Here is a 20,781-nt window from a genome sequence, read left to right on the forward strand (position 1 = left end):
ACCCCGCCAGTCAGCGCAGAGATCGGCAGTCAGCGGACAGGTCCTGTCCTGTTTGGGCGACAGGCTGTCGTGGGCGGACGAGGCCGGGACCAATCCGGATGCGCGGTCCTTGGCCAGTTCGCTACTATTCCAATTCGGAATACAAGCATTCCGATTCATCGCGGGGAAGGACCACCATGACCGACATGATCCGGGCCGAGGGCCTGGTCAAGCACTATGGCGAGACGCGGGCCCTCGACGGACTCGATCTCACCGTGGCCGAGGGCACCGTGCTGGGCCTGCTCGGCCCCAACGGCGCCGGCAAGACCACCGCCGTCCGCATCCTCACCACGCTGCTGCTCGCCGACTCCGGCACCGCCACCGTGGCCGGTGTCGACGTGGCCAAGGACCCCCAGGAGGTACGCCGTCGGATCGGGCTCTCCGGGCAGTACGCGGCCGTCGACGAGCACCTGACCGGGTTCGAGAACCTGGAGATGGTGGGTCGCCTCTACGGGCTCGGCCGCAAGATCGCCAAGGAGCGCGCCACCGAACTGCTCGAGCGGTTCGACCTCACCGAGGCTGCGCATCGCCCCTCCAAGACCTACTCCGGCGGCATGCGCCGGCGCCTGGACCTGGCCGGCGCACTGGTCGCCTCGCCGGCCGTCCTGGTGCTCGACGAACCCACCACCGGCCTCGACCCGCGCAGCCGGCTGCAGATGTGGGATGTGATCCGGGACCTGGTGGCTCAGGGCACCACGCTGCTGCTGACCACCCAGTACCTCGAAGAGGCCGACCAGTTGGCCGACGAGATCGTGGTCATCGACCACGGCCGAGCCATCGCCCGGGGCACTGCCGATGAGCTCAAGCTCCAGGTCGGCGGCGAGCGGATCCATCTCACCGTCGCCGACGAGGCCGACGGCGACAAGGCCCGCGAACTCGTCGCCGACGCGGTCGGCACCGACGTGAGCGTGACCGGCCGCGAGGTGGTGGCCAGCGTCAACGCCGGCGCCCAGTCGCTGATGGCCGTGCTCCGCGCCCTCGATGCCGCCGGGGTGCGCCTGCTCGATATCGGGCTGCGCCGACCGACACTCGATGATGTGTTCCTGACCCTCACCGGCCACGCGGCCGAGCAGACGACCGAGAACGACGCCGTGGAGGTGGCCCGATGACCACGCTGACCAAGACCTTCAACGACTCCGTGGTGATCGCCCAGCGCAACCTGATCAAGATCAAGCGGGTGCCGGAGATCCTGGTCTTCGTGCTGATCAGCCCGATCATGTTCGTGCTGCTCTTCGCCTTCGTCTTCGGCGGCGCGATCGACGCCGGACCGGGGTTGAACTACCGGGAGTTCCTGATCGGCGGCATCTTCGCCCAGACGGTGGTCTTCGGCGCCACCTTCACCGGCGCCGGGATCGCCGAGGACATGCAGAAGGGGATCATCGACCGGTTCCGGTCGCTGCCGATGTCCAGCAGTGCGGTGCTGTGGGGGCGGACGGTCTCCGACGTCGTCTACAACGTGCTCTCGCTGATCATCATGGCGCTGACCGGCCTGCTGGTCGGCTGGCGGATGCGCGAGGGCGTCGTGGACGCACTGGCCGCGTTCGCGCTGCTGCTGCTCTTCGCCTTCGCGATCAGCTGGGTGATGGCCTGGGTGGGGCTGATGGTGCCGAGCGTCGAGGTGATCAACAACGCGTCGTTCATCGTGATCATGCCGCTCACCTTCGTCTCCAACGCCTTCGTGCCGCTGGAGTCGTTCCCGACCGGGCTGCGCACGTTCGTGGAGTGGAATCCGGTCTCCGCGCTCACCCAGGCGGTCCGGGAACTCTTCGGCAACACCAGCGCGATGGTGCCCACCCCGGACGTGTGGTCGATGCAGCACCCGGTGCTCTACACGCTGATCTGGGTGGCACTGATCCTGGTCGTCTTCGTCCCGCTGTCGGTGCGTCAGTACCGGCTCGCCAGCAGCCGCTGAACCGGTGCGGATCCTGGTCGCGCCGGACAAGTACGCCGGCACCCTGACCGCGGTCGAGGCCGCCGAGGCGATCGCCACGGGTTGGTCACGCACCGCGCCGGACGACGAGATCGTCCAGGTGCCGATGTCGGACGGCGGACCCGGGTTCGTCGACGTGCTGCACGCGGCGCTGGGCGGCGACCTGCTCAGCGTCACGGTGACCGGCCCGCACGGCGCCCCGGTGCCGGCCACCGTGCTGATCCGTGGCTCGCAGGCCTGGGTGGAGAGTGCCCAGGCCTGCGGCCGACACCTGGTCGCCGACGTCGAGACCGCCAGCACCGTCGGCGTCGGCGAACTGATGCTCGCCGCCCGCGACGCCGGCGCCACCGAGATCCACGTCGGCCTCGGCGGCTCCGGCAGCAATGACGGTGGAGCCGGGCTGCTGGCCGCGCTCGGCGCCACCAGCAGCCCGGCCGCCGCCCTGACCGGCGGGGTTCGTGGGCTCGAGACGCTGGCCGGGATCGATCTGAGCGCGGCCCGGGAGTGGGCGGCCGGCGTACGACTGGTGGCCGCCTCCGACGTCGACAACCCGCTCACCGGTCTCTTCGGAGCCACCCGCACCTACGGCCCGCAGAAGGGCCTGGCCGAGGAGCGCCTGCCAGCCGTGGACGCCGTCCTGGAGGCGTTCGCGGTCCGCACCGACCGACGTACCTCACTGGAGCCGGGAGCCGGTGCCGCCGGCGGCCTCGGCTTCGCGCTGCTGCTGCTCGGGGCCGAGCGGCGCGCCGGGGTGGACCTGGTCGCCGATGCCGTCGGATTGGCCGATCGGGCCGGAGACGCCGACCTGGTGCTCACCGGCGAGGGTGCCTTCGACTTCTCCAGCCGGTCGGGCAAGGTGCCCTACGGCGTCGCCAAGGTCGCCGCCGACCGGCTGCGGCCGTGTGTGGCGCTGGCCGGGCGGGTGCTGGTCGGCTCGCGGGAGATGCGTGCGTTGGGCATCGAGTCCGCCTACGCGATGGTCGACCTGGTGGGGGAGGAGCGGTCGATGAGCGATCCGCACGGCGCGCTGGCCGACCTGGCCGCCCGGGTGGCCCGCACCTGGTCGCACTGAGACGGCCGCGGGTCTCCAGCGACTCTTGGGAATAACCCGCGGTGTGCGACCATTGGGACTGTTGAACGATGACTCGAGCAATGGAGAGAGCATGAGCGACCAGTGCTGCGGCGGTGGGCACTCCCACGACGCCCCTGCGGGAACCACGACCGTGGCCGCCCCGGTGTCCTTCGAGACCCGTGCGGACCAGATCAACCTGAGCCCGGTGGCGGGCGCCAAGGTGAAGAGCCTGCTGGACCAGGAGGGACGTGACGACCTCGCGCTCCGGATCTCGGTGCAGCCCGGCGGCTGCTCCGGCCTGCGCTACCAGCTCTTCTTCGACGAGCGCACCCTCGACGGCGACGTGACGACCGACTTCGATGGGGTCACCGTGGTCGTCGACCGGATGAGCGTGCCCTACCTCAACGGTGCGGTCATCGACTTCGTCGACACCATCGAGAAGCAGGGGTTCACCATCGACAACCCCAACGCCACCGGCTCCTGCGCCTGTGGTGACAGCTTCCACTGAGCAGGCGGCTCACCAGCCAGACATCACAGGGCCAGACATCACACAGCCCCCACCGATGAATCGGTGGGGGCTGTGCTGTTCCACGGACGAGGAAGGGGGAGGGAGATCAGTCCAGGTGGAACTTCAGGGCGGACGCCAGCCGGGCGGTCGCCTCGTCGATGGTGATGCTGCGCTTCGACACCTCGCGGGGGAAGTCCTCGAAGTGGATCGAGGGAGCCGGGCGCACCGCAGCCCGCTCCGCCTTCACCAGGTTCATGTTCGAGGCCACCGCAACACAGTCCTGGTGCATCTCGCGCAGCGCGGCGCGGTCGTCGTCGGACAGTGGCGACGAAGGAAACATCTGGGTCATGTCGCCCACGCTAGGGATTACCGTGGGGTAGCCCAAGTTGTACCGCACAGTAGTCTTCCCGCGCCGTCACAGTAGGGTGCTCCGCATGTCGCTGCTGATCACTGGATCCATCGCCACTGACCACCTGATGTCGTTCCCCGGCAAGTTCGCCGACTCGCTGGTCGTGGACCAGTTGGACAAGCTTTCGGTCTCCTTCCTGGTCGAAGACCTCGAGGTGCGCCGGGGTGGAGTCGCCGCCAACATCTGCTTCGGACTGGGCAACCTCGGCCTGAGCCCGGTGCTGATCGGCGCCGTGGGCGAGGACTTCGTCGAGTACCGCTCCTGGCTGGAGCGTCACGGCGTCGACTGTGAGTCGGTGCACGTCTCCGAGACCCGGCACACCGCCCGGTTCGTCTGCACCAGCGACTCGGCGATGGCCCAGATCGCCTCCTTCTATGCGGGCGCGATGAGCGAGGCCCGGGAGATCGAGCTCAAGCCGATCGTGGACCGGGTCGGGGCACCCACCTACGTGCTGATCGGCGCGAACGACCCCGACGGCATGCTCCGGCACACCGAGGAGTGCCGCCAGCGCGGCTACCCGTTCGTGGCCGACCCCTCGCAGCAGCTCGCGTTCGGCGACGGAGCCCTGATCCGCAAGCTGATCGACGGCGCGGACATCCTCTTCTCCAACGAGTACGAGGCCGCCCTGATCACCTCCAAGACCGGCTGGACCGAGGACGAGGTGCGTTCCCGGGTCGGCACCTGGGTGGTCACCCTGGGAGCCAAGGGCGTCCGCGTCGACTCCGAGAACGGCGAACAGATCGAGGTGTCGGCGCTCTCCGACGTCACCGCGGTGGAGCCGACCGGTGTCGGCGACGCGTTCCGCGGTGGCTTCCTGGCGGCGGTCTCGTGGGGTCTGGACCACACCCGGGCCTGCCAGCTGGGTTGCCTGATCGCTGCCTACGTGGTCGAGTGCGTGGGCACCCAGGAGTACTCACTGTCCCGTTCGTCGATGCTGGCTCGCCTGGAGCAGGCCTACGGTGCGGAGGCGGTCGCCGAGATCGGCCCGCTGCTGGCCCACCTCCCTGAGTGAGCCCGGCTCAGACCAGACGGCGTACGACGTAGCGGGCGACCCCCGCCGCGGTCGCGTCCTCACCGACGTACTCCTGAGCGCGCATCCGGCACCAGGCCGGCACGTCGATCCGTGCCGCCGGGTCGGCGGTGACCACCGCGATCAGGTGCCCCACCTCGACGTCGCTGATCCGGCGGCCCAGTTCGATCACCGGCAGCGGGCAGCGCAGGTCGGTGCAGTCCAACTCCAGGGCGATGTCGTCGGCCATCACGCCTCCCCGATCCCGAGCCGGCCGCGGATCCCGGCGACCACACCCGGCAGTGCGGTGAGGAAGCCCTCCACCTGCGCCTGGCTGGTGTCCCGGGCCAGCGACAGGCGGATGTTGCCGTGGGTCAGCACCCCCATCGCGGCCAGCACGTGCGAGGGCTCCAGCGTGGACGCGGTGCACGCCGACCCACTGGCCACGCCGTACCCGGCGGCGTCGAGTTCGTGCACCAGCGCCTCGCCGTCGACATAGAGGCAGGAGAAGGTGACCAGGTGCGGGAGCCGGTCGTCCTGATCGCCGACCACCTCGACGTCCGGGACGGTCTCGACGACCCGACGCCGGACCCACTCGATCAACGACCGCTGTCGGACTCCGACCTCCTCCCGCTCCGCGACCACCGCCTGCAGCGCCGCCGCGGCGGCGAGGGCGCCGGGGACGTTCTCGAAGCCGACCCCCCGCTCGTCGATCCGGTCATCGGCGGGGAACGGGTTGCGCCACCGGGTGCCGCGGCGCACGAGCAGGACGCCGACTCCGGCTGGTCCACCCCACTTGTGCGCGGACAGAGCCGCGGCCGCCCAGCCCTGGGGGAGTGGCTCCCGGCCCGCAGAGGCGCACGCATCCATGAAGAGCGGCGCGTCGGTGAGTGCGGCCGCCTCGGCCACCGGCTGCCGGGTGCCCACCTCGTGGTTGGCCGACTGGACGGCGATCACCGCCGGCGGCGAGGTCAGCAACTCCGGAGCCGCCGCCAGGTCGAGGCGGCCCAGCCGGTCGACGGGCAGCGAGGCGACCGACACCTGCGGCCAGGTCCGGGACGCCCACGCAGCGGCGTGCAGCACCGAGGAGTGCTCCACCGCGCCGTGCGCGATCGCGGTGCCGTGCCGCAGTCGTGGGCCGAGCAGGCCGAGCAGCCCCCGATGCACCGCATCGGTGCCCGAGCCGGTGAAGGTGACCTCGTCGGGACGCACATCGAGGGCGCCGGCGACCGCTTCCCGGGCGTTGTCGAGCAGCAGCCGGGCGCGCCGTCCGTCGTGGTGCAGACGACGCGGATCGGCGTACCCGGCATCCAGCGCGGCCAGCAGTGTCTCCCGGGCCTGGGGATGCAACGGTTCGGCGGATGCCGAGTCCAGTGGCACGGAGGCATTTGTCACATGGTCGAAACTACCGCGTGACCCTCCGCCACGTGCGGGCCCGATGTCCAGTAATGTTCAGCCGTGACCGTGCTCCACCAAGAGAGAGGCTCGTTCGTGGGTCAGCACCTCCCCGTGGCTAGGCCACGCCTGCGTGTTCGGGTAGTCCGCCGCCTCGTGCTCGGTGCCCTGCTGGGCTCCGCCGTGCTTGTCCTCGGGGCGTGCTCCGTCGACGACGTCGTCAACTTCGGCTGGGCGATGCCCGACCCGGCGACCGAGCAGGGGCCGCACATCTACGAACTGTGGCGCTGGTCCTGGTGGGCCGCGATGGCCACCGGCGCCGTTGTCTGGGCCCTGATCTTCTGGGTCATCTGGCGCTACCGCCGCCGCAGCGACGAGGACGTCCCGGTGCAGACGCGCTACAACCTGCCGCTGGAGATCTTCTACACGATCGCCCCGATCATGATGGTGATCGTCTTCTTCTACTGGACCGTGACGGTGCAGAACGTGGTGCTCGCCGAGGTCGATGACCCCGACGTGACGGTGGAGGTCGTCGGCCAGCAGTGGTCGTGGACCTTCAACTACATGGACGAGGACGCGGTCGACGCCCCGGTCGTCTACGCGGCCGGCACCGCCTCGCAGATCCCCACCCTGTGGCTGCCCAAGGACGAGACCGTCCACTTCAACCTGCACAGCCCCGACGTGATCCACAGCTTCTGGGTCGTCGGCTTCCTGATGAAGATGGATGTGGTCCCCGGCCGGGTGAACTCCTTCCAGGTCACCCCCAATGTCGAGGGCACCTTCAAGGGCAAGTGCGCCGAACTCTGTGGCACCTACCACTCCCGGATGCTGTTCGACGTCAACGTCGTCAGCCGGGCCGAGTACGACGCCTACCTGCAGAGCCTCTACGACTTGGGCAACTTCTCCGACACGCCGCTGCTCGGCGGCTCGGACGCCCGCACCCAGGCCGGCCTCAACACGAACGGAGACCACTGATGACTGCGGTGATCGCCCCGGGCGATGAGCTTCACGCCGGGCCCGAGAAGCCCAGCCTCGGCACCCAGGTGGTGCGGCTGCTGACCACCACCGATCACAAGCTGATCGGCAAGATGTACCTGGTCACCTCCTTCGTGTGGTTCCTGGTCGGCGGCGTGATGGCGATGCTGATCCGCTCCGAGCTCGCGTTCCCGGGTCAGCAGGTCGTGCACGACGAGCTGTACAACCAGCTCTTCACCATGCACGGCACGATCATGCTGCTGCTCTTCGCGACGCCACTGTTCTTCGGGTTCGCGAACGTGCTGATGCCGCTGCAGATCGGCTCGCCGGACGTGGCGTTCCCGCGCCTGAACATGTTCAGCTACTGGCTGTTCCTGTTCGGTGGCCTGATCGCCGCCGGCGGCTTCCTCACCCCGCAGGGCGCGGCCTCCTTCGGCTGGTTCGCCTACACCCCGCTCTCGGACGCGGTGCGTTCGCCGGGCATCGGTGGTGACCTGTGGATCATGGGTCTGTGGATGGCCGGTATCGGCACCATCCTGGGTGCCGTCAACTTCATCACCACCATCATCTGCATGCGGGCGCCGGGCATGACCATGTTCCGGATGCCGATCTTCGTGTGGAACGCGCTGATCACCTCGCTGCTGGTGCTGATCGCGTTCCCGATCCTCGGTGGCGCGCTGCTGAGCCTGGAGGCGGATCGACTCCTCGGAGCGCACGTCTTCGACGCGGCGCACGGCGGCCCGATCCTCTGGCAACACCTGTTCTGGTTCTTCGGGCACCCAGAGGTCTACATCATCGCGTTGCCATTCTTCGGCATCGTCACCGAGATCCTGCCGGTGTTCAGCCGCAAGCCGATCTTCGGGTACGTCGGCCTGGTCGGCGCCACCATGGGCATCGCGCTGCTCTCGATCGCCGTGTGGGCGCACCACATGTTCGTCACCGGCGCGGTGAACCTGCCGTTCTTCTCCGGAATGACATTCCTGATCGCGGTGCCCACCGGAGTGAAGTTCTTCAACTGGATCGGCACCATGTGGGGCGGGTCGGTCTCGTTCGACACGCCCATGCTGTGGACGATCGGCTTCCTGACCACCTTCCTCTTCGGTGGTCTGACCGGCATCATCCTGGCCAGCCCGCCGCTGGACTTCCACGTCTCCGACTCCTACTTCGTGGTGGCGCACTTCCACTACGTGGTCTTCGGCACCGTGGTGTTCGCGATGTTCGCCGGCTTCTACTTCTGGTGGCCGAAGATGACCGGCCGGATGCTCGACGAGCGCCTGGGCAAGCTGCACTTCTGGCTGCTCTTCGTCGGCTTCCACACCACCTTCCTGGTGCAGCACTGGCTCGGTGTCATCGGCATGCCGCGCCGGTACGCCGACTACCTGCCCGACGACGGGTTCACCTTGCTGAACCAGATCTCCACGATCGGCGCGTTCGTGCTCGGTGCCTCCACCCTGCCGTTCCTCTACAACGTCTACGTGTCGAGGAAGAACCCGCTGGTCGGCGTGGATGACCCGTGGGGTTGGGGCCGCTCCCTGGAGTGGGCCACCAGCTGCCCGCCGCCGCGGCACAACTTCCACTCCATCCCGCGGATCCGCTCCGAGTCGCCGGCGTTCGACCTGCACCACCCCGAGATCGCCGCGCTCGATCTCGAGGAGAACGACGCCGCGCGTGAGGGACGTCTCGCCGACGCGCCCTCGATGGAGGGCCGCGAGGAGCTCCTGAACGAACGCACCGACGAGACCGAGGAGAAGTGATGAAGGCTGAAGCCTGGATCTTCGTGATCACCGGGGTCTTCTTCGCCCTGGTCACCCCCGCCTACTGGTTCATCACCGGTGACCCGACCGGCACCTCGGCGCTGGTCATGTCCACGCTGCTCGCCGTCATGGTGGCCCTCTACCTGGGCTTCCACGCCTCCCAGATGGAGCCGCGGCCCGAGGACCGGCTTGACGGCGAGATCGCCGACGGAGCCGGCGAGCTGGGCTTCTTCCCGCCTTACTCCTGGTGGCCGCTGTGGTGCGCGCTGACGATGGCTGTCTGCACGCTCGCCGTCGCCATGGGCATGTGGTGGCTGCTGCTGATCGGCGGCGTCCTCGGCCTGCTGGCGCTGTGCGGCTGGATCTTCGAGTACTACCGCGGAGAATTCGCGCACTAGGTTGGATGGCGCGAGCGCGTCGCCTGCGGCGCCGCGCTGCCGCGCTTGCAGCTCTGGTATTCGAGAGCCTGGTGTCCTACTGTGGGCACCGGGCTCTCGGCCATTTCGGGTTCGTGCGGCGCCCTTCGTGAACTCAGTGTCACGACTTCGTGAACCTTGCCGGCAACGCTGGCGCTCACGCAATTCTTTTGCAAGCATGGGCTCGTGCACGTATCCGAGTTGCATGGGGGGACGTCCAGGCCACTGGTGGTCTGGGACTTCGATGGCACCGTCGCCGTGGGGCACGCGCCCGTGCGCGTCTATGCCCGCGAGGTCGAGCAGCGCGCCGACGACGCGGCCGGCCTGAGCCTCCGGGTCGCAGACTTCCTTGCGGACCCGCACTGCTGCCCCGAGCTCGCCTCCGCCCAGGACGGCTACCAGGCGGTCGCCCTGCTGGCTCGGGACCGGGGGATCAGTCAGCGGGTGCTGGACGCGGCGTACGTGGCCAGTAGAGCCCTGCTGGGCCGTGAGCCCGGCGACCTGACGGCCCCACCCGGACTGGTCGGCCTGCTCAACGAGCTCGACGTGACCCGGGTGCTGGTCACCAACTCGCCCGACACCGGGCTCGCAGCGATGCTCGACCACCTCGGGCTCACCGGTTCCTTCGACCGCATCGTCACCTCGGCCAACAAGCCGCCGAGCTTCGGGCAACTCCTGGCCGACCTGCTCGACGAGCACGGCCTGGGCGGCAGGCCCGGTCACCTGTTGAGCGTCGGCGACATCTGGGCCAACGACCTGGAGCCGGCCCTGGCGCTGGGCTGCACCACGGCGTACGTCGACCCGATGGGGCGAGGCGCGGGCCCGGCGCACCTGCGCGCGGCCACCCTGCCTCAGCTCTACCCGGGGATCGTCGGCTGGGCCGATGATCCCGCACGCTTCGTCGAGGAGCATCCGCTGCGCCTCGATGCCCCGGTGCCGACCGGCACCGGGAGTCCCACCCGTCCTGGATCCGGCGACTGAGCGGGCCAGGCACCACCACAGAGGAGAAGAGAATGTTCCAGAAGAAGAAGCTGGGCCTGTTGGCGGCTGCCGCCACTCTCGCCCTGGTTGCTGCTGGCTGCGGGGCGTCCGACGACACGCCGACGCCGGACCCGACCGGCACGGACACTCCGGCGGTCGACGGTCCCGACGAGCTGGTGCTGGCCCTGGTGCCCTCGCGCGAGGACGCGGCGCTCACCGAGTCCGCCAAGGAACTGGAGGACTTCCTCACCGAGGAGATCGGCATCCCGGTCCGCGCCGAGGTCACCGACAGTTATGCGGCCGCCATCGTGGCGCTGCGCACCAACCAGGCGCACATCGCCCTCCTCGGTCCGGTCGGGCTCGCCCAGGCCGCGGACCAGGCCGGTGCGGTGCCGGTGCTGCAGTCGATCCGGCGCGGTGTGGCCAGCTACCACACCCAGTGGATGACCAACGACCCCGAGACCTACTGCCTCGACGACGTCGTCGAGGACAACGGACTGCTCTACTGCAACGGCACCCTGGAGGCCAGCGAGGGCCCCGTGGGTGAGGAGGCGATCGCGCTGATCGAGCCCGGCACCAGCGTCTCGTTCGTGTCCCTGGGCTCGGCGTCCGGCTACTTCTACCCCGCCACCCAGTGGGGCGAGATCACCGGCAACGACCCGATCAACGAGCTCGACGGCCACGAGGCCGGCGGCCACGACAGCTCGGTGCTGGCCGTCAACTCCGGGGACTACCCGGTGGGCGTGAGCTTCGACGACGCTCGGACCATCGTCTTGGGCGACAACCCCGAGGTGGGCGAGAACGTGGTCGTCTTCGCGTACTCCTCCGAGATCCCCAACGACGGCGTCGTGGTCGGCGGCGACCTGCCGGCCGACCTGCAGCAGCGCATCACCGACGCACTGCTCGCGATGTCCGGTGACGGCGAGCTCGAGACCGACGAGGACGGGCGCCTGACCGGCGAGGGCAGCGGAGGCATCTTCACCCTCTACCGGGTGTACGAGATCGAGGGCCTGCAGGCCGTCGACCTGGACGCAGTGGACGTGGCCCGCTCGGTCGCGAACAACTTCGGCGACTGAGATCCGGGATCGGTGAGGGGACGCATGACTGAGCAGGGTTCCCGGGCCACAGCCGGACGAGACATCGTCTTCGACGACGTCTCGGTCGTCTATCCCAACGGCACGAAAGGCCTGATCGACGTCTCCCTCACCATCCCGGAGGGTCAGTTCGTGGTCGTGGTCGGACTCTCCGGAGCCGGCAAGTCCACCCTGATCCGCAGCATCAACGGTCTGGTTCCGGTCACCTCGGGCTCGCTCCGCGTGGGCGAGACCGAGGTGGTCGGGGTCGGCCGACGCCGGCTGCGGCAGGTCCGCTCCGATGTCGGCATGATCTTCCAGGGATTCAACCTGGTCACGCGCCGGTCGGTGATGAAGAACGTCCTCACCGGCCGTCTGCACGCCCAATCCTGGTGGGCGAAGCTCATCGGCTATCACCCGCCGGCCGACATCGAGATCGCCTTCGACGCGTTGGAGCGGGTCGGCATCGTGGAGAAGGCCTGGGTGCGTGCCTCCCACCTCTCCGGCGGCCAGCAGCAGCGGGTGGCGATCGCCCGAGCGCTCGCACAGCAACCCTCCGTCGTACTCGCCGATGAGCCGGTCGCCTCCTTGGACCCGCCGACCGCGAACCAGGTGATGCGTGACCTGCAGCGGATCAACCGCGAGCTCGGCATCACTACCGTGGTCAACCTGCACTTCCTCGACCTGGCCCGCCGCTATGCCGACCGGATCATCGGGATGCGGGCGGGACGGGTGGTCTTCGACGGCACCGGCGAGCAGGCCGACGACAAGGTCTTCGAGGACATCTACGGCCGCTCGCTGACCGCCGAGGATGTCTCCGCCACCCCGACGCAGGTCAGCGTGGCCGGAGGGGATCCGGCTCCATGAGCGCGCCCGCCCCGACGCGGACCGCTCGGCCACGCAAGCCGCCGCCGGGCCCGTCAGCGATCCTCGGTGTCGTCTCGATCGTCGGCATCACCATCTTCGCGGTCACCTGGATCAACTTCTCGCTGGCGCCGCTCTACACCAACCTCACCGGCGGCTGGGTCGTGATCAGGGAGGCACTGCAGCCGGACTGGGGATACCTGCGCTGGTGGTGCCCGGCGGACGACGCCGGGTGCAACCCCACCAACCGGATCCGGCTCTGGAAGGCCCTCCTGGAGACCTTCAACATCGCGGTGCTGGCCTCGATGGCCGGCTGCGTGCTGGCGATGGGGATGTCGCTGCTCGCCTCCTCGGTGAGCGCCCCCAAGCCGGTGGTCCGGGTGGTCAAGGTCTTCCTGTCCGCGGTGCGGTCGCTGCCCGACATCGCCTACGCGCTGATCTTCGTCGCGGCGATGAGCCCCGGCCCGCTCCCCGGCGTGCTGGCGCTGACGATCTTCAACATGGGGATCGTGGCCAAGCTGACGTCGGAGTCCATCGACGCGGTCAACCCGGGGCCGATCGAGGCTGCCGACGCCGCAGGCGCCACCCGCTGGCAGCGGGCCAGGACCGCCATCGTGCCGCAGGTGCTGCCGAACTACCTGTCGTACTCCCTCTACGTCTTCGAGTTGAACATTCGCGCCTCCGCGGTGATCGGCTTCGTCGGCGCCGGCGGCATCGGCACGATCATCAATCTCGAGTTCAACCGCGGCAACTACGACCGGCTCTCGGCGATCGTGATCGTGATCTTCGTGGTGGTGGTGGCGCTCGACCTGACCTCGCAGACGCTCCGGAAGAGGCTGGTCTGATGAGTACGACGCGCCCCAAGGCGCCCTCGAAGCTGCCGGCCACGCTGGGCATGCTGGGCATGCTCGCGCTGCTGATCCTGTGTGCGGTGATGCTCGAGCGGGCCAACTGGGACCGGCTGCCCGGCGTACCGGGGGAGGTGCTCGGCTACCTGGCCAAGATGGCCGAAGGCGTCGCCTCGGACCCGCGTGCCGAACCCACCGGCCGTGGAGTCGCCCCCGGGGACACGTACGGCACCTGGTGGTGGATCGCGTTCGACAAGATGATCGACTCGATCGCGATGGCCTGGATCGGCACCGTGATCGGGGCGTCGCTCTCCTTCCCGCTGGCCTTCCTGGCCGCGAACAACACCGCACCCGGGCCGCTGCGGTTCGCGATCCGAGGGCTCTTCAACGGCATCCGTGCGATCCCGGACCTGGTCTTCGCGATCCTGGTGATGCTGCCGATCTTCGGGCTCACCCCGACGGCGGGGGCGATGGCTTTGGGGGTGAACTCGATCGGCACCCTGGGGAAGCTGACCCTGGAGTCGATCGAGGCGATCGATCCGGGACCGATGGAGGCGGTGCGGGCCTCCGGCGCGACCTGGCTGCAGACGATGCGGGTCGCGGTGGTGCCGCAGATGCTGCCCGAGACGATGGCGTTCTGGCTGTACCGGTTCGAGGTGAACATCAGAGCCAGCGCGGTGCTCGGTGTGCTCGGTGCCGGCGGCATCGGGAAGGTCTTGTCGGATGTGATCGGGCACCGGCTCTGGGAGCGGGCCGGCATCACGTTGCTGGTGGTGATCGTGGTGACCGTGATCGTGGACCAGATATCGGCCTCGGTGCGACACCGGATCATCCATGGCAGCTCCAGCAGTCGGCGTGGGCGGGCGGACGAGCCTGAGCCGCTCCCGGTGACGGTGACGGCGTGATGGAGGGCGCTGCGGGTGTGGCCGGCGGTCCGGTGCTGCCCACCATCCGGGCGTCCCTGCCGGGGCTGCACCCCGGTGAGCAACGGGTCTGTCAGGTGATCTCGGACCGTGCGGAGTGGGTGATCGAGTCCACCACCGCGGAGCTCGCGGAGGCGGCCGGGGTGTCGGCGGCGACGGTGGTCCGGACCGCGCAGCGGCTGGGCTACCGCGGGTTCCCGCACCTGAAGGTGCTGCTCGCCCGGGATCTGGGCGTGTCCACGCCGGTGTCGCCGGGTGGCTCCAGTGCCGCTCCGGTGATGGTGCACGACTACTTCGGCCAGATCGCGGCGGCGCTGCCACAGATGGCCGCGCTGCTCAGCGACGAGGCGTTGACGCAGGCCGTGGCGCTGATCAGCGAGGCCGACCGGGTGCTGGTGGCGGGCAACGGGGTGTCATCCACCGTCGCGCAGGATCTGGCTCTGCGGCTGACGTCGGTCGGTCGCCTGGCCGAGGCGCCCTCGGACAGCATGGACCAGGTGATTCGGGCGCGGCTGCTGTGCCCTGACGACGTACTGGTGGTGGTCAGCGGCACCGGCGCGACGGCGGTGACCCTGCATGTGGCCGAGGCCGCCCGGGCCGCGGGAGCGCCGGTGATCACCCTGACCGGCTTCACCCGGGCGCCGCTGAGCCGGTTGGCCACCGTCGAGCTCGTGGTCGGCGGAGGGGAGCTCGGGCTGCGCGAGGAGTTGCGTGTCCCGTTCCGGATCCCGCAGCTCATCCTTGCCAACGCACTGGTGGCCGCGGTCGCTGCCGCTGCCCCCGGTCGCGCCGCCCAGGCCCACGACCTCATCCTCGAAGTCATCGCCGAAGAACTCCACCAACACTGACGAAGTGGGGTTTGTGGCCCGCCGAGGTGGGGTTCGTGGCCGCGCGAGATGGGGTTCGTGGCCCGCCGAGGTGGGGTTTGTGGCCGTCCACGCACGGCATCAGGGACGCGGCGCCCTCGGGTACTGCCGCTTTCCTCGCCAGGTGCGCTCGTGAATCTCGCGCCGCAGTTCCATCAGCCAGGCATCGCGGCGGGGTCCCGAGAGATCTTCCTTGCGTACGACGATCACGTGCCAGCCCTGGCTGCGCAACCATGCGCGCCGGGTCCGGTCATGATCCTCTTGGTCGGGTCCGTGGAACTCGACTCCGTCGTACTCCACCGCGATCTTCAGCTGCGGGTAGGCCAGATCCAAGCGACACAGGAGTCGATCCGCGTCGTAGATCTCGAACTGGGGGACCGGTGCGGGAAGCCCGTCGGTGAGGATCGCCCAGCGACACCAGGATTCGCCCGGTGACTCCGACAGCGGAGTGGTCCAGGGGATGAGCTTGCGTAGTTGGACGACGCCGCGACGACCCCGGTAGCGAGGGAGTTGCCTCATGAAGTCGGCCTGGTCGAGTCCGTGGGTGCGGCTGAAGGCATCCAGGACCGACAGCGCCTTGGCCTCTCCTCTGAGGGATGCCAGATCGAGCGCCGTTCTCAGCGGCGTGGTCACGGTGATGCCGCCGATGAGCATCAGGTCGTCCGGCGCAAGGCTCCGTTTGCAGCCGTAGACGCCGGCGCGGCCAGTGGTGCGACCGTCCCGTGAGACGGCCTCGAGATCGGGTATCGAGTCTCGCTCGTGGGGGTCCAAGGCGTTGACGCCATGAAGCCACGCGGCCGTGCGGTCACAGATCACAGCATGCTTGGGGAGGACCTTTGCCGCCGCGGCAGCTCTGACCTCGACGCTGTCGGGGAAATGCGCAGGGACGTAGACGCCACGCAGCACGCGACGTACCTGATTGGTCTCGAGCCAGGTGCGCAGGCGTCTTCGGCTGACGCCGAATCGGTTCAGATCGGAATGCCGGAACGGGTGCTGTGGGACTGAGTTCATGCAGTGGGTCTACCCAGCCACACGCGCCGACCGACATGCGACTTCACGGCCTGTGGACAAACAAGTGGTCTCGACGGCTTGTGGACGAGAAGGGGGCCGCAATCCCCACCTCGCGCGGCCACGAACCCCACCTCGGCGGGCCACGAACCCCACCTCGCGCGGCCACAAACCCCACCTCGGCGGGGAGGGAGGGGGAGAGAGCAGCAGAAGGGCCGCGACACATCCCGGGTGGGGGGAGGTGTCGCGGCCCTTCTGGTGGAGCTGGTGGGGTCAGTGGCCGGGGGAGTGTGAGTCCTCGTGGCCAGCCTCGAGCTCGTGGTGCAGGTGCTCCTGTGCCTCCAGGTACTCCTCGCGGGTCGGCTTGGGGACACTCACCCCGAACATCGCCTTGGAGAGCTTCGCCCGGATCTTCGTGGACCGAGTGCCCTTGGCCGGAACGTCGCTGCCGTTCGGAGCCTCCAGCACCTTGTCGTTCTCCCGTGCGGTGAGCGTGTAGGCACGCTCGGTCGACAGCGGGGCGTGACGTTCGGCGTACCCACCCTCGGGGGAGCGGGTGATGATGCCGGTCTCGTAGCCGTGCAGCACCTTCTCCTCGTCGTGACGCTGCAACGAGATGCACCAGCGGCGGGTGATGATGAACGCCAACACCGGAGCCACGAACACCGCGGCTCGCATGAAGTAGGTGATGTGGTTCAGGTTCAACTGGAAGAGCACCGCGATCACGTCGTTGGCGCCGGCGATCCAGAAGAGACCGAAGAGGGTCATCATCGCCACCAGGAAGCCCGTCCGGGTGGGGGCGTTCCGCGGCCGCTGCAACAGGTGGTGCTCCCGCTTGTCGCCGGTGACCCACTGCTCCAGGAACGGCCAGGCCAAGAAGACGACCAGCATGCCCGGCAGGATCACCATCCCCGGCACGAAGACGTTCCAGGAGATCGTGTGGCCGAAGAGATAGCTCTCCCAGCCCGGGAAGATCCGCAGCACACCCTCGGCGGCACCCATGTACCAGTCAGGCTGCGAGCCTGCGGTGACCTGTGAGGGGTTGTACGGCCCGTACTTCCAGACCGGGTTGATCGTCATGATGCCGCCCATCAGGGCGGTGATGCCGAAGACGATGAAGAAGAAGCCGCCGGCCTTGGCCATGTAGACGGGGAGCAGCGGGTAGCCGACCACGTTCTCCTCGGTGCGACCGGGCCCAGGCCACTGGGTGTGCTTGTGGTGGACCAGCAGCAGCATGTGGGCCGCGATCAGCGCCAGGATCAGACCGGGAAGCAGCAGGATGTGCGCGGCGTACAGACGCGGCACGATCTCGTTGTTGGGGAACTCGCCGCCGAACATGAAGAACGACATGTACGTGCCGAGCACCGGAGTGGCCTTCACCAGTCCGTCGGCGATCCGCAGGCCGGTGCCGGACAGCAGGTCGTCGGGGAGCGAGTAGCCGGCGAAGCCCTCGAGGATGCCGAGCAGCAGCAGCAGGCCACCGATCAGCCAGTTCACCTCACGGGGCTTGCGGAAAGCGCCGGTCGCGAAGACGCGGATCATGTGCACGAACATGGAAGCGATGAAAAGCATCGCCGCCCAGTGGTGCATCTGCCGCATCAGCAGGCCGCCGCGGATGTCGAACGAGATGTCCAGGGTTGACCCGTACGCCTCCGACATCGCCAGGCCGCGGAGCTGGTCGTAGGAGCCCATGTAGGTGATCTCGGCCATGCTCGGCTTGAACCACAGGGTCAGGAAGACGCCGGTGATCAGGCAGATCACGAAACTCCACAGCGCGATCTCGCCGAGCATGAAGGTCCAGTGGTCCGGGAAGATCTTCCGCAGGTTCTTCTTCGCTGCGGTGGCCAGCCCCAGTCGGTCGTCGGCCCAGGTGACGGCGCCACCGACCTTGGACGGCTTCGCAGGCTTGCTCGCGGTGCCGGCGTTGGTGTCGGCCACCTGCGAGGTGACGGATGGGTTGCTCATGTTCAGCCACGCTCCCAGTAGCTCGGACCGACGGGTTCGAGGAAGTCGCTCTGCGCCACCAGGTAGCCCTCTTCATCGACCGACAGCGGCAGCTGCGGCACCGCCCGGGCGGCGGGTCCGAAGACGACCCGACCAGCGTCGGCCAGGTCGAAGGTGGACTGGTGACAGGGGCAGAGCAGGTGGTGCGACTTGCGCTCCCACAGGGCGATCGGGCAGCCCACGTGGGTGCAGATCTTGGAGTAGCAGACGATCCCGTCAACGGACCAGTTCTCCGGGCTCTTCTCGGAGAAGGTGATGTCCTTGGGCTCGATCCGGACCAGGATCACCGCGGCCTTGGCCATCTCGTTGAGGACGATGTGGTGCTCCCAGTCCTCGGCCTCTTCCAGGTACTCCCGGATCGGCGCCGGGCGGTCGCTGTGGTCGCCGTGGTGGCGGCCCTCTCCCGGCGGGTGCACGAGGCCCTCGGGCTCGGCGTTGACCAACTGGCCGATCTCGATGTCCTCGGGACGCAGCGGGATGCCGGAGGTGTCGTTGACGACCCGCAGGCCCGGCTGCCAGACGGTCCGCTCCAGCACCGAGATGTCGATCGGGCCGGGGTGCAGGTCGCGCAGTGCGACCACGGCGGGCAGACCAAGGATGGCCATCGAGCCGATCATGGTGTTGCGGACCAGCTTGCGGCGGCCCAGCCCGGACTCCTCGAGACCGGCCTTCAGGGCGCTGAGGGTCTCCTCGCGGTCCTCGTCGGGGGAGCTGGCAGGGTGCCGCATCTCGACCATCTCGACGTCGGCGACCAGCTTGCGCGCCCACTGGATGACGCCGATGCCGATGAACAGCAGGGCCAGACCCAGCGTGGTGCCCAACGCGATGTTGGAGGTGCCGCCGCCGAGGAAGAGATCGATGTTCTCGCCGATCTCGAACGCGAAGTACGAGACCACGAACAGCACCGACATCACCATCGAGGCGATGAAGAGACCGGCGACCTGACGCTCAGCGCGCCGCTCCGCCCGCTCGTCGATGTCGGTGGGACGCCAGGTGTGCTCGTGCAGCCCCGGGTCCGGGATCGTCTCCTCGCTCAGCGCGAGGTCGGTGGTGGGGGTGTCGGTGCTCACGCTTCGGAACCCTTCTTCTTCGAGCTGCGCGTGGTGTGGGCGGCGATCCAGATGGCGAACCCGACGCAGGCGCCGATGCCGACCAGCCAGGCGAACAGACCTTCGCTGACCGGGCCGAGGCCGCCGAGGGCGAAGACGCCGCCGTACTTGGGCCCGTCGTGGATGGACTCGAGGTAGGCGATGATGTCGCGCTTGTCCTCGGGTCGCAGCACGTCGTTGGAGAAGACCGGCATCTCGCCGGGACCGACCAGCATCGCGGCGTACACGTGACGCGGCTCGACTCCCTTGAGGGTGGGGGCCTTCTTGCCCCACGGCATCGCGCCGCCGGAGCCATCGAAGTTGTGGCAGGCGGTGCAGTTGGTGAGGAAGAACTGGCCACCGCGGAGGATGGCCTCCTGCTTCTCGTCGTCGGTCAGGCCGTCGGTGGAGTAGTCACCGTGCGCCGGCACACCGGGGCCGGGGCCGAGGGTGGCGATGTACGCCGAGAGCGCGTCGATCTCCGACGGGGTGTACGCCGGGGCCTTGCGCGGGGACTGCTGGCCGGGGGCCTGCAGCGGCATCCGGCCGGTGCTGAGGTAGAAGTCGACCGCACCGGCGCCGACGCCGGCCAGTGCCGGGCCGAGGGCCCGTTCACCGTCGGCGGTCAGCACGCCTTCACCGTTCTGCCCGTGGCAGAAGGCGCAGCCGACGAGGAAGAGCTCGCGGCCCTCCTGGATCAACTCCGTGTCGGTGTGGGATCGCAACTCGGCCTGGGCGGGCGTGAGGGCGGCGTAGGTCGTACCGGTGATCAGCAGACCGAGCACCATCACGAGGAGACCGGCGACGGATCCTCGGCGGTTCCGTGAGAGCCGTCCGGCGAAGCGGTTCAACAGGCGCACATTGAGTCCTTGGGAGTGTTCCGGTTCGGGCTGGGGATGGTCACGGCCTGGTTCACCGGATCAGATAGATCGTGGCGAACAGGCCGATCCACACCACGTCGACGAAGTGCCAGTAGTAGGACACAACGATCGCGCTGACCGCCTGCTCATGGGTGAAGCGGCGGGTGACGTAGGTGCGGCCGAGGACGAAGAGGAAGGCGATCAGGCCACCGATCACGTGCAGTCCGTGGAAGCCGGTGGTCAGGTAGAACATCGATCCGTAGGCGGAGCTGGAGATGGTCAGCCCGTGCTCGATGAGCTCGGCGTACTCGAGCGCCTGACCGGCGACGAAGACCGAGCCCATGAGGTAGGTGAGGATGAACCACTCCCGCAGACCCCAGCCCTTGACCGCCCAGACGGACCCGGTGCGGCCGACCTGGCCGCGCTCGGCGGCGAAGACGCCGAGCTGGCAGGTGACCGAGCTCAACACCAGGATCGTGGTGTTGACGGATGCGAACGGGATGTTGAGGTGGGTGATCTCCTGCGCCCACAGTTCCGGGCTCACGGCCCGGATCGTGAAGTAGCTGGCGAACAGCGCGGCGAAGAACATCAACTCGCTCGAGAGCCAGATGATGGTCCCCACGCTCACCATGCTGGGGCGGTCGTGCTGCCCGTGCAGACGGGATGCCGGAATCGTCGTTGCTGTCGCCACGGGCATCATTATGTCGGTACTTTCGTCCGACGGCACCCCGACCCCCTCATGTTGGGCGTGTATAAGTT

At 68.5% G+C, this 20,781-nt stretch carries 22 protein-coding genes; 14 read left to right on the forward strand and 8 right to left on the reverse strand.

The window, feature by feature from the left end; all coding sequences use genetic code 11:
• Positions 1 to 176: 176 nt before the first annotated feature.
• From JKG67_RS00785 to JKG67_RS00800, 4 genes are all read left to right on the forward strand, one after another.
• Entirely contained in the window at positions 177 to 1,148 is a 972-nt protein-coding gene (locus JKG67_RS00785) for an ATP-binding cassette domain-containing protein (protein WP_203335360.1), read from the forward strand.
• Positions 1,145 to 1,951 (forward strand): ABC transporter permease, encoded by an 807-nt coding sequence (locus JKG67_RS00790; protein WP_203335361.1) that lies wholly within the window; start codon positions 1,145 to 1,147, stop codon positions 1,949 to 1,951. Before JKG67_RS00785 ends, JKG67_RS00790 begins: the two co-directional genes overlap by 4 nt.
• Before the next feature lie 4 nt (positions 1,952 to 1,955).
• Positions 1,956 to 3,041: a glycerate kinase family protein gene (locus JKG67_RS00795; protein WP_203335362.1), complete on the forward strand. Its 1,086-nt coding sequence runs from the start codon at positions 1,956 to 1,958 to the stop codon at positions 3,039 to 3,041.
• A gap of 91 nt (positions 3,042 to 3,132) precedes the next feature.
• Positions 3,133 to 3,549: a HesB/IscA family protein gene (locus JKG67_RS00800; RefSeq protein ID WP_238997766.1), complete on the forward strand. Its 417-nt coding sequence runs from the start codon at positions 3,133 to 3,135 to the stop codon at positions 3,547 to 3,549.
• A 106-nt stretch (positions 3,550 to 3,655) separates the two neighbouring features.
• Here the strand turns inward: JKG67_RS00800 and JKG67_RS00805 are convergent, their stop codons facing one another.
• Entirely contained in the window at positions 3,656 to 3,898 is a 243-nt protein-coding gene (locus tag JKG67_RS00805) for a hypothetical protein (protein WP_203335363.1), read from the reverse strand.
• Between the two features lie 85 nt (positions 3,899 to 3,983).
• Here JKG67_RS00805 and JKG67_RS00810 point away from each other — a divergent pair, with 85 nt between their 5' ends.
• Complete coding sequence (locus tag JKG67_RS00810; RefSeq protein ID WP_203335364.1) at positions 3,984 to 4,970, forward strand: carbohydrate kinase family protein; 987 nt, start codon at positions 3,984 to 3,986, stop codon at positions 4,968 to 4,970.
• A gap of 7 nt (positions 4,971 to 4,977) precedes the next feature.
• On the opposite strand, the gene JKG67_RS00815 is transcribed toward JKG67_RS00810, so the two are convergent.
• Together JKG67_RS00815 and JKG67_RS00820 are read right to left on the reverse strand one after the other, a co-directional pair.
• Entirely contained in the window at positions 4,978 to 5,217 is a 240-nt protein-coding gene (locus tag JKG67_RS00815; RefSeq protein WP_203335365.1) for a sulfurtransferase TusA family protein, read from the reverse strand.
• On the reverse strand, positions 5,217 to 6,362 hold the full coding sequence (locus tag JKG67_RS00820) for an aminotransferase class V-fold PLP-dependent enzyme (protein WP_203335366.1): 1,146 nt from the start codon (positions 6,360 to 6,362) through the stop codon (positions 5,217 to 5,219). Before JKG67_RS00820 ends, JKG67_RS00815 begins: the two co-directional genes overlap by 1 nt.
• Before the next feature lie 156 nt (positions 6,363 to 6,518).
• Here JKG67_RS00820 and ctaC point away from each other — a divergent pair, with 156 nt between their 5' ends.
• The 9 genes from ctaC to JKG67_RS00865 all read left to right on the forward strand — a co-directional run bounded on the left by ctaC (position 6,519) and on the right by JKG67_RS00865 (position 15,044).
• Positions 6,519 to 7,337 carry an aa3-type cytochrome oxidase subunit II gene (ctaC, locus tag JKG67_RS00825; protein ID WP_307816359.1) on the forward strand — a complete coding sequence of 273 codons (819 nt, stop codon included), beginning with the start codon at positions 6,519 to 6,521 and terminating at the stop codon, positions 7,335 to 7,337.
• The gene (ctaD, locus tag JKG67_RS00830; protein ID WP_203335367.1) at positions 7,337 to 9,091 is read left to right on the forward strand and encodes an aa3-type cytochrome oxidase subunit I; all 1,755 of its coding nucleotides are present in this window, start codon (positions 7,337 to 7,339) and stop codon (positions 9,089 to 9,091) included. Before ctaC ends, ctaD begins: the two co-directional genes overlap by 1 nt.
• The gene (locus JKG67_RS00835; RefSeq protein WP_203335368.1) at positions 9,091 to 9,489 is read left to right on the forward strand and encodes a cytochrome c oxidase subunit 4; all 399 of its coding nucleotides are present in this window, start codon (positions 9,091 to 9,093) and stop codon (positions 9,487 to 9,489) included. The genes ctaD and JKG67_RS00835 overlap by 1 nt, the downstream gene beginning before the upstream one ends.
• A 204-nt stretch (positions 9,490 to 9,693) precedes the next feature.
• Entirely contained in the window at positions 9,694 to 10,488 is a 795-nt protein-coding gene (locus JKG67_RS00840) for an HAD family hydrolase (RefSeq protein ID WP_203335369.1), read from the forward strand.
• Between the two features lie 32 nt (positions 10,489 to 10,520).
• Entirely contained in the window at positions 10,521 to 11,564 is a 1,044-nt protein-coding gene (phnD, locus tag JKG67_RS00845) for a phosphate/phosphite/phosphonate ABC transporter substrate-binding protein (RefSeq protein WP_238997767.1), read from the forward strand.
• A 24-nt stretch (positions 11,565 to 11,588) separates the two neighbouring features.
• Positions 11,589 to 12,428 (forward strand): phosphonate ABC transporter ATP-binding protein, encoded by an 840-nt coding sequence (gene phnC / locus JKG67_RS00850; RefSeq protein ID WP_203335370.1) that lies wholly within the window; start codon positions 11,589 to 11,591, stop codon positions 12,426 to 12,428.
• Positions 12,425 to 13,270 (forward strand): phosphonate ABC transporter, permease protein PhnE, encoded by an 846-nt coding sequence (gene phnE, locus JKG67_RS00855; protein ID WP_203335371.1) that lies wholly within the window; start codon positions 12,425 to 12,427, stop codon positions 13,268 to 13,270. The genes phnC and phnE (JKG67_RS00855) overlap by 4 nt, the downstream gene beginning before the upstream one ends.
• A complete protein-coding gene (phnE, locus tag JKG67_RS00860) occupies positions 13,270 to 14,178 on the forward strand; it encodes a phosphonate ABC transporter, permease protein PhnE (protein ID WP_203335372.1) in 909 nt (302 codons plus the stop codon). Before phnE (JKG67_RS00855) ends, phnE (JKG67_RS00860) begins: the two co-directional genes overlap by 1 nt.
• On the forward strand, positions 14,178 to 15,044 hold the full coding sequence (locus JKG67_RS00865; protein WP_203335373.1) for a MurR/RpiR family transcriptional regulator: 867 nt from the start codon (positions 14,178 to 14,180) through the stop codon (positions 15,042 to 15,044). Before phnE (JKG67_RS00860) ends, JKG67_RS00865 begins: the two co-directional genes overlap by 1 nt.
• A gap of 99 nt (positions 15,045 to 15,143) precedes the next feature.
• On the opposite strand, the gene JKG67_RS00870 is transcribed toward JKG67_RS00865, so the two are convergent.
• From JKG67_RS00870 to ctaE, 5 genes are all read right to left on the reverse strand, one after another.
• Positions 15,144 to 16,073, reverse strand: coding sequence for a type IV toxin-antitoxin system AbiEi family antitoxin (locus JKG67_RS00870; protein ID WP_203335374.1), 930 nt, complete (start codon positions 16,071 to 16,073; stop codon positions 15,144 to 15,146).
• 270 nt (positions 16,074 to 16,343) lie between these two features.
• Complete coding sequence (gene qcrB, locus JKG67_RS00875) at positions 16,344 to 18,035, reverse strand: cytochrome bc1 complex cytochrome b subunit (RefSeq protein WP_203335375.1); 1,692 nt, start codon at positions 18,033 to 18,035, stop codon at positions 16,344 to 16,346.
• A 2-nt stretch (positions 18,036 to 18,037) separates the two neighbouring features.
• On the reverse strand, positions 18,038 to 19,144 hold the full coding sequence (gene qcrA / locus JKG67_RS00880) for a cytochrome bc1 complex Rieske iron-sulfur subunit (RefSeq protein ID WP_203335376.1): 1,107 nt from the start codon (positions 19,142 to 19,144) through the stop codon (positions 18,038 to 18,040).
• Positions 19,141 to 20,022, reverse strand: a complete 882-nt coding sequence (gene qcrC / locus JKG67_RS00885; RefSeq protein ID WP_307816360.1) for a cytochrome bc1 complex diheme cytochrome c subunit — start codon at positions 20,020 to 20,022, stop codon at positions 19,141 to 19,143. The genes qcrA and qcrC overlap by 4 nt, the downstream gene beginning before the upstream one ends.
• 52 nt (positions 20,023 to 20,074) lie before the next feature.
• A complete protein-coding gene (gene ctaE, locus JKG67_RS00890; RefSeq protein WP_203335377.1) occupies positions 20,075 to 20,722 on the reverse strand; it encodes an aa3-type cytochrome oxidase subunit III in 648 nt (215 codons plus the stop codon).
• Between the last annotated feature and the right edge of the window lie 59 nt (positions 20,723 to 20,781).

Source organism: Nocardioides limicola (assembly GCF_016827675.1).
GTDB lineage: Bacteria > Actinomycetota > Actinomycetes > Propionibacteriales > Nocardioidaceae > Nocardioides > Nocardioides limicola.

Bases quoted from the DNA above. Each gene is read 5' to 3' on its own strand.
- JKG67_RS00785 (WP_203335360.1), top strand. From the start codon at position 177: ATGACCGACATGATCCGGGCCGAGGGCCTGGTCAAGCACTATGGCGAG.
- JKG67_RS00790 (WP_203335361.1), top strand. From the start codon at position 1,145: ATGACCACGCTGACCAAGACCTTCAACGACTCCGTGGTGATCGCCCAG.
- JKG67_RS00800 (WP_238997766.1), top strand. From the start codon at position 3,133: ATGAGCGACCAGTGCTGCGGCGGTGGGCACTCCCACGACGCCCCTGCG.
- JKG67_RS00805 (WP_203335363.1), bottom strand. From the start codon at position 3,898: ATGACCCAGATGTTTCCTTCGTCGCCACTGTCCGACGACGACCGCGCC.
- JKG67_RS00810 (WP_203335364.1), top strand. From the start codon at position 3,984: ATGTCGCTGCTGATCACTGGATCCATCGCCACTGACCACCTGATGTCG.
- JKG67_RS00815 (WP_203335365.1), bottom strand. From the start codon at position 5,217: ATGGCCGACGACATCGCCCTGGAGTTGGACTGCACCGACCTGCGCTGC.
- ctaD (WP_203335367.1), top strand. From the start codon at position 7,337: ATGACTGCGGTGATCGCCCCGGGCGATGAGCTTCACGCCGGGCCCGAG.
- JKG67_RS00835 (WP_203335368.1), top strand. From the start codon at position 9,091: ATGAAGGCTGAAGCCTGGATCTTCGTGATCACCGGGGTCTTCTTCGCC.
- phnD (WP_238997767.1), top strand. From the start codon at position 10,521: ATGTTCCAGAAGAAGAAGCTGGGCCTGTTGGCGGCTGCCGCCACTCTC.
- phnC (WP_203335370.1), top strand. From the start codon at position 11,589: ATGACTGAGCAGGGTTCCCGGGCCACAGCCGGACGAGACATCGTCTTC.
- phnE (WP_203335371.1), top strand. From the start codon at position 12,425: ATGAGCGCGCCCGCCCCGACGCGGACCGCTCGGCCACGCAAGCCGCCG.
- phnE (WP_203335372.1), top strand. From the start codon at position 13,270: ATGAGTACGACGCGCCCCAAGGCGCCCTCGAAGCTGCCGGCCACGCTG.
- JKG67_RS00865 (WP_203335373.1), top strand. From the start codon at position 14,178: ATGGAGGGCGCTGCGGGTGTGGCCGGCGGTCCGGTGCTGCCCACCATC.
- JKG67_RS00870 (WP_203335374.1), bottom strand. From the start codon at position 16,073: ATGAACTCAGTCCCACAGCACCCGTTCCGGCATTCCGATCTGAACCGA.
- qcrB (WP_203335375.1), bottom strand. From the start codon at position 18,035: ATGAGCAACCCATCCGTCACCTCGCAGGTGGCCGACACCAACGCCGGC.
- ctaE (WP_203335377.1), bottom strand. From the start codon at position 20,722: ATGATGCCCGTGGCGACAGCAACGACGATTCCGGCATCCCGTCTGCAC.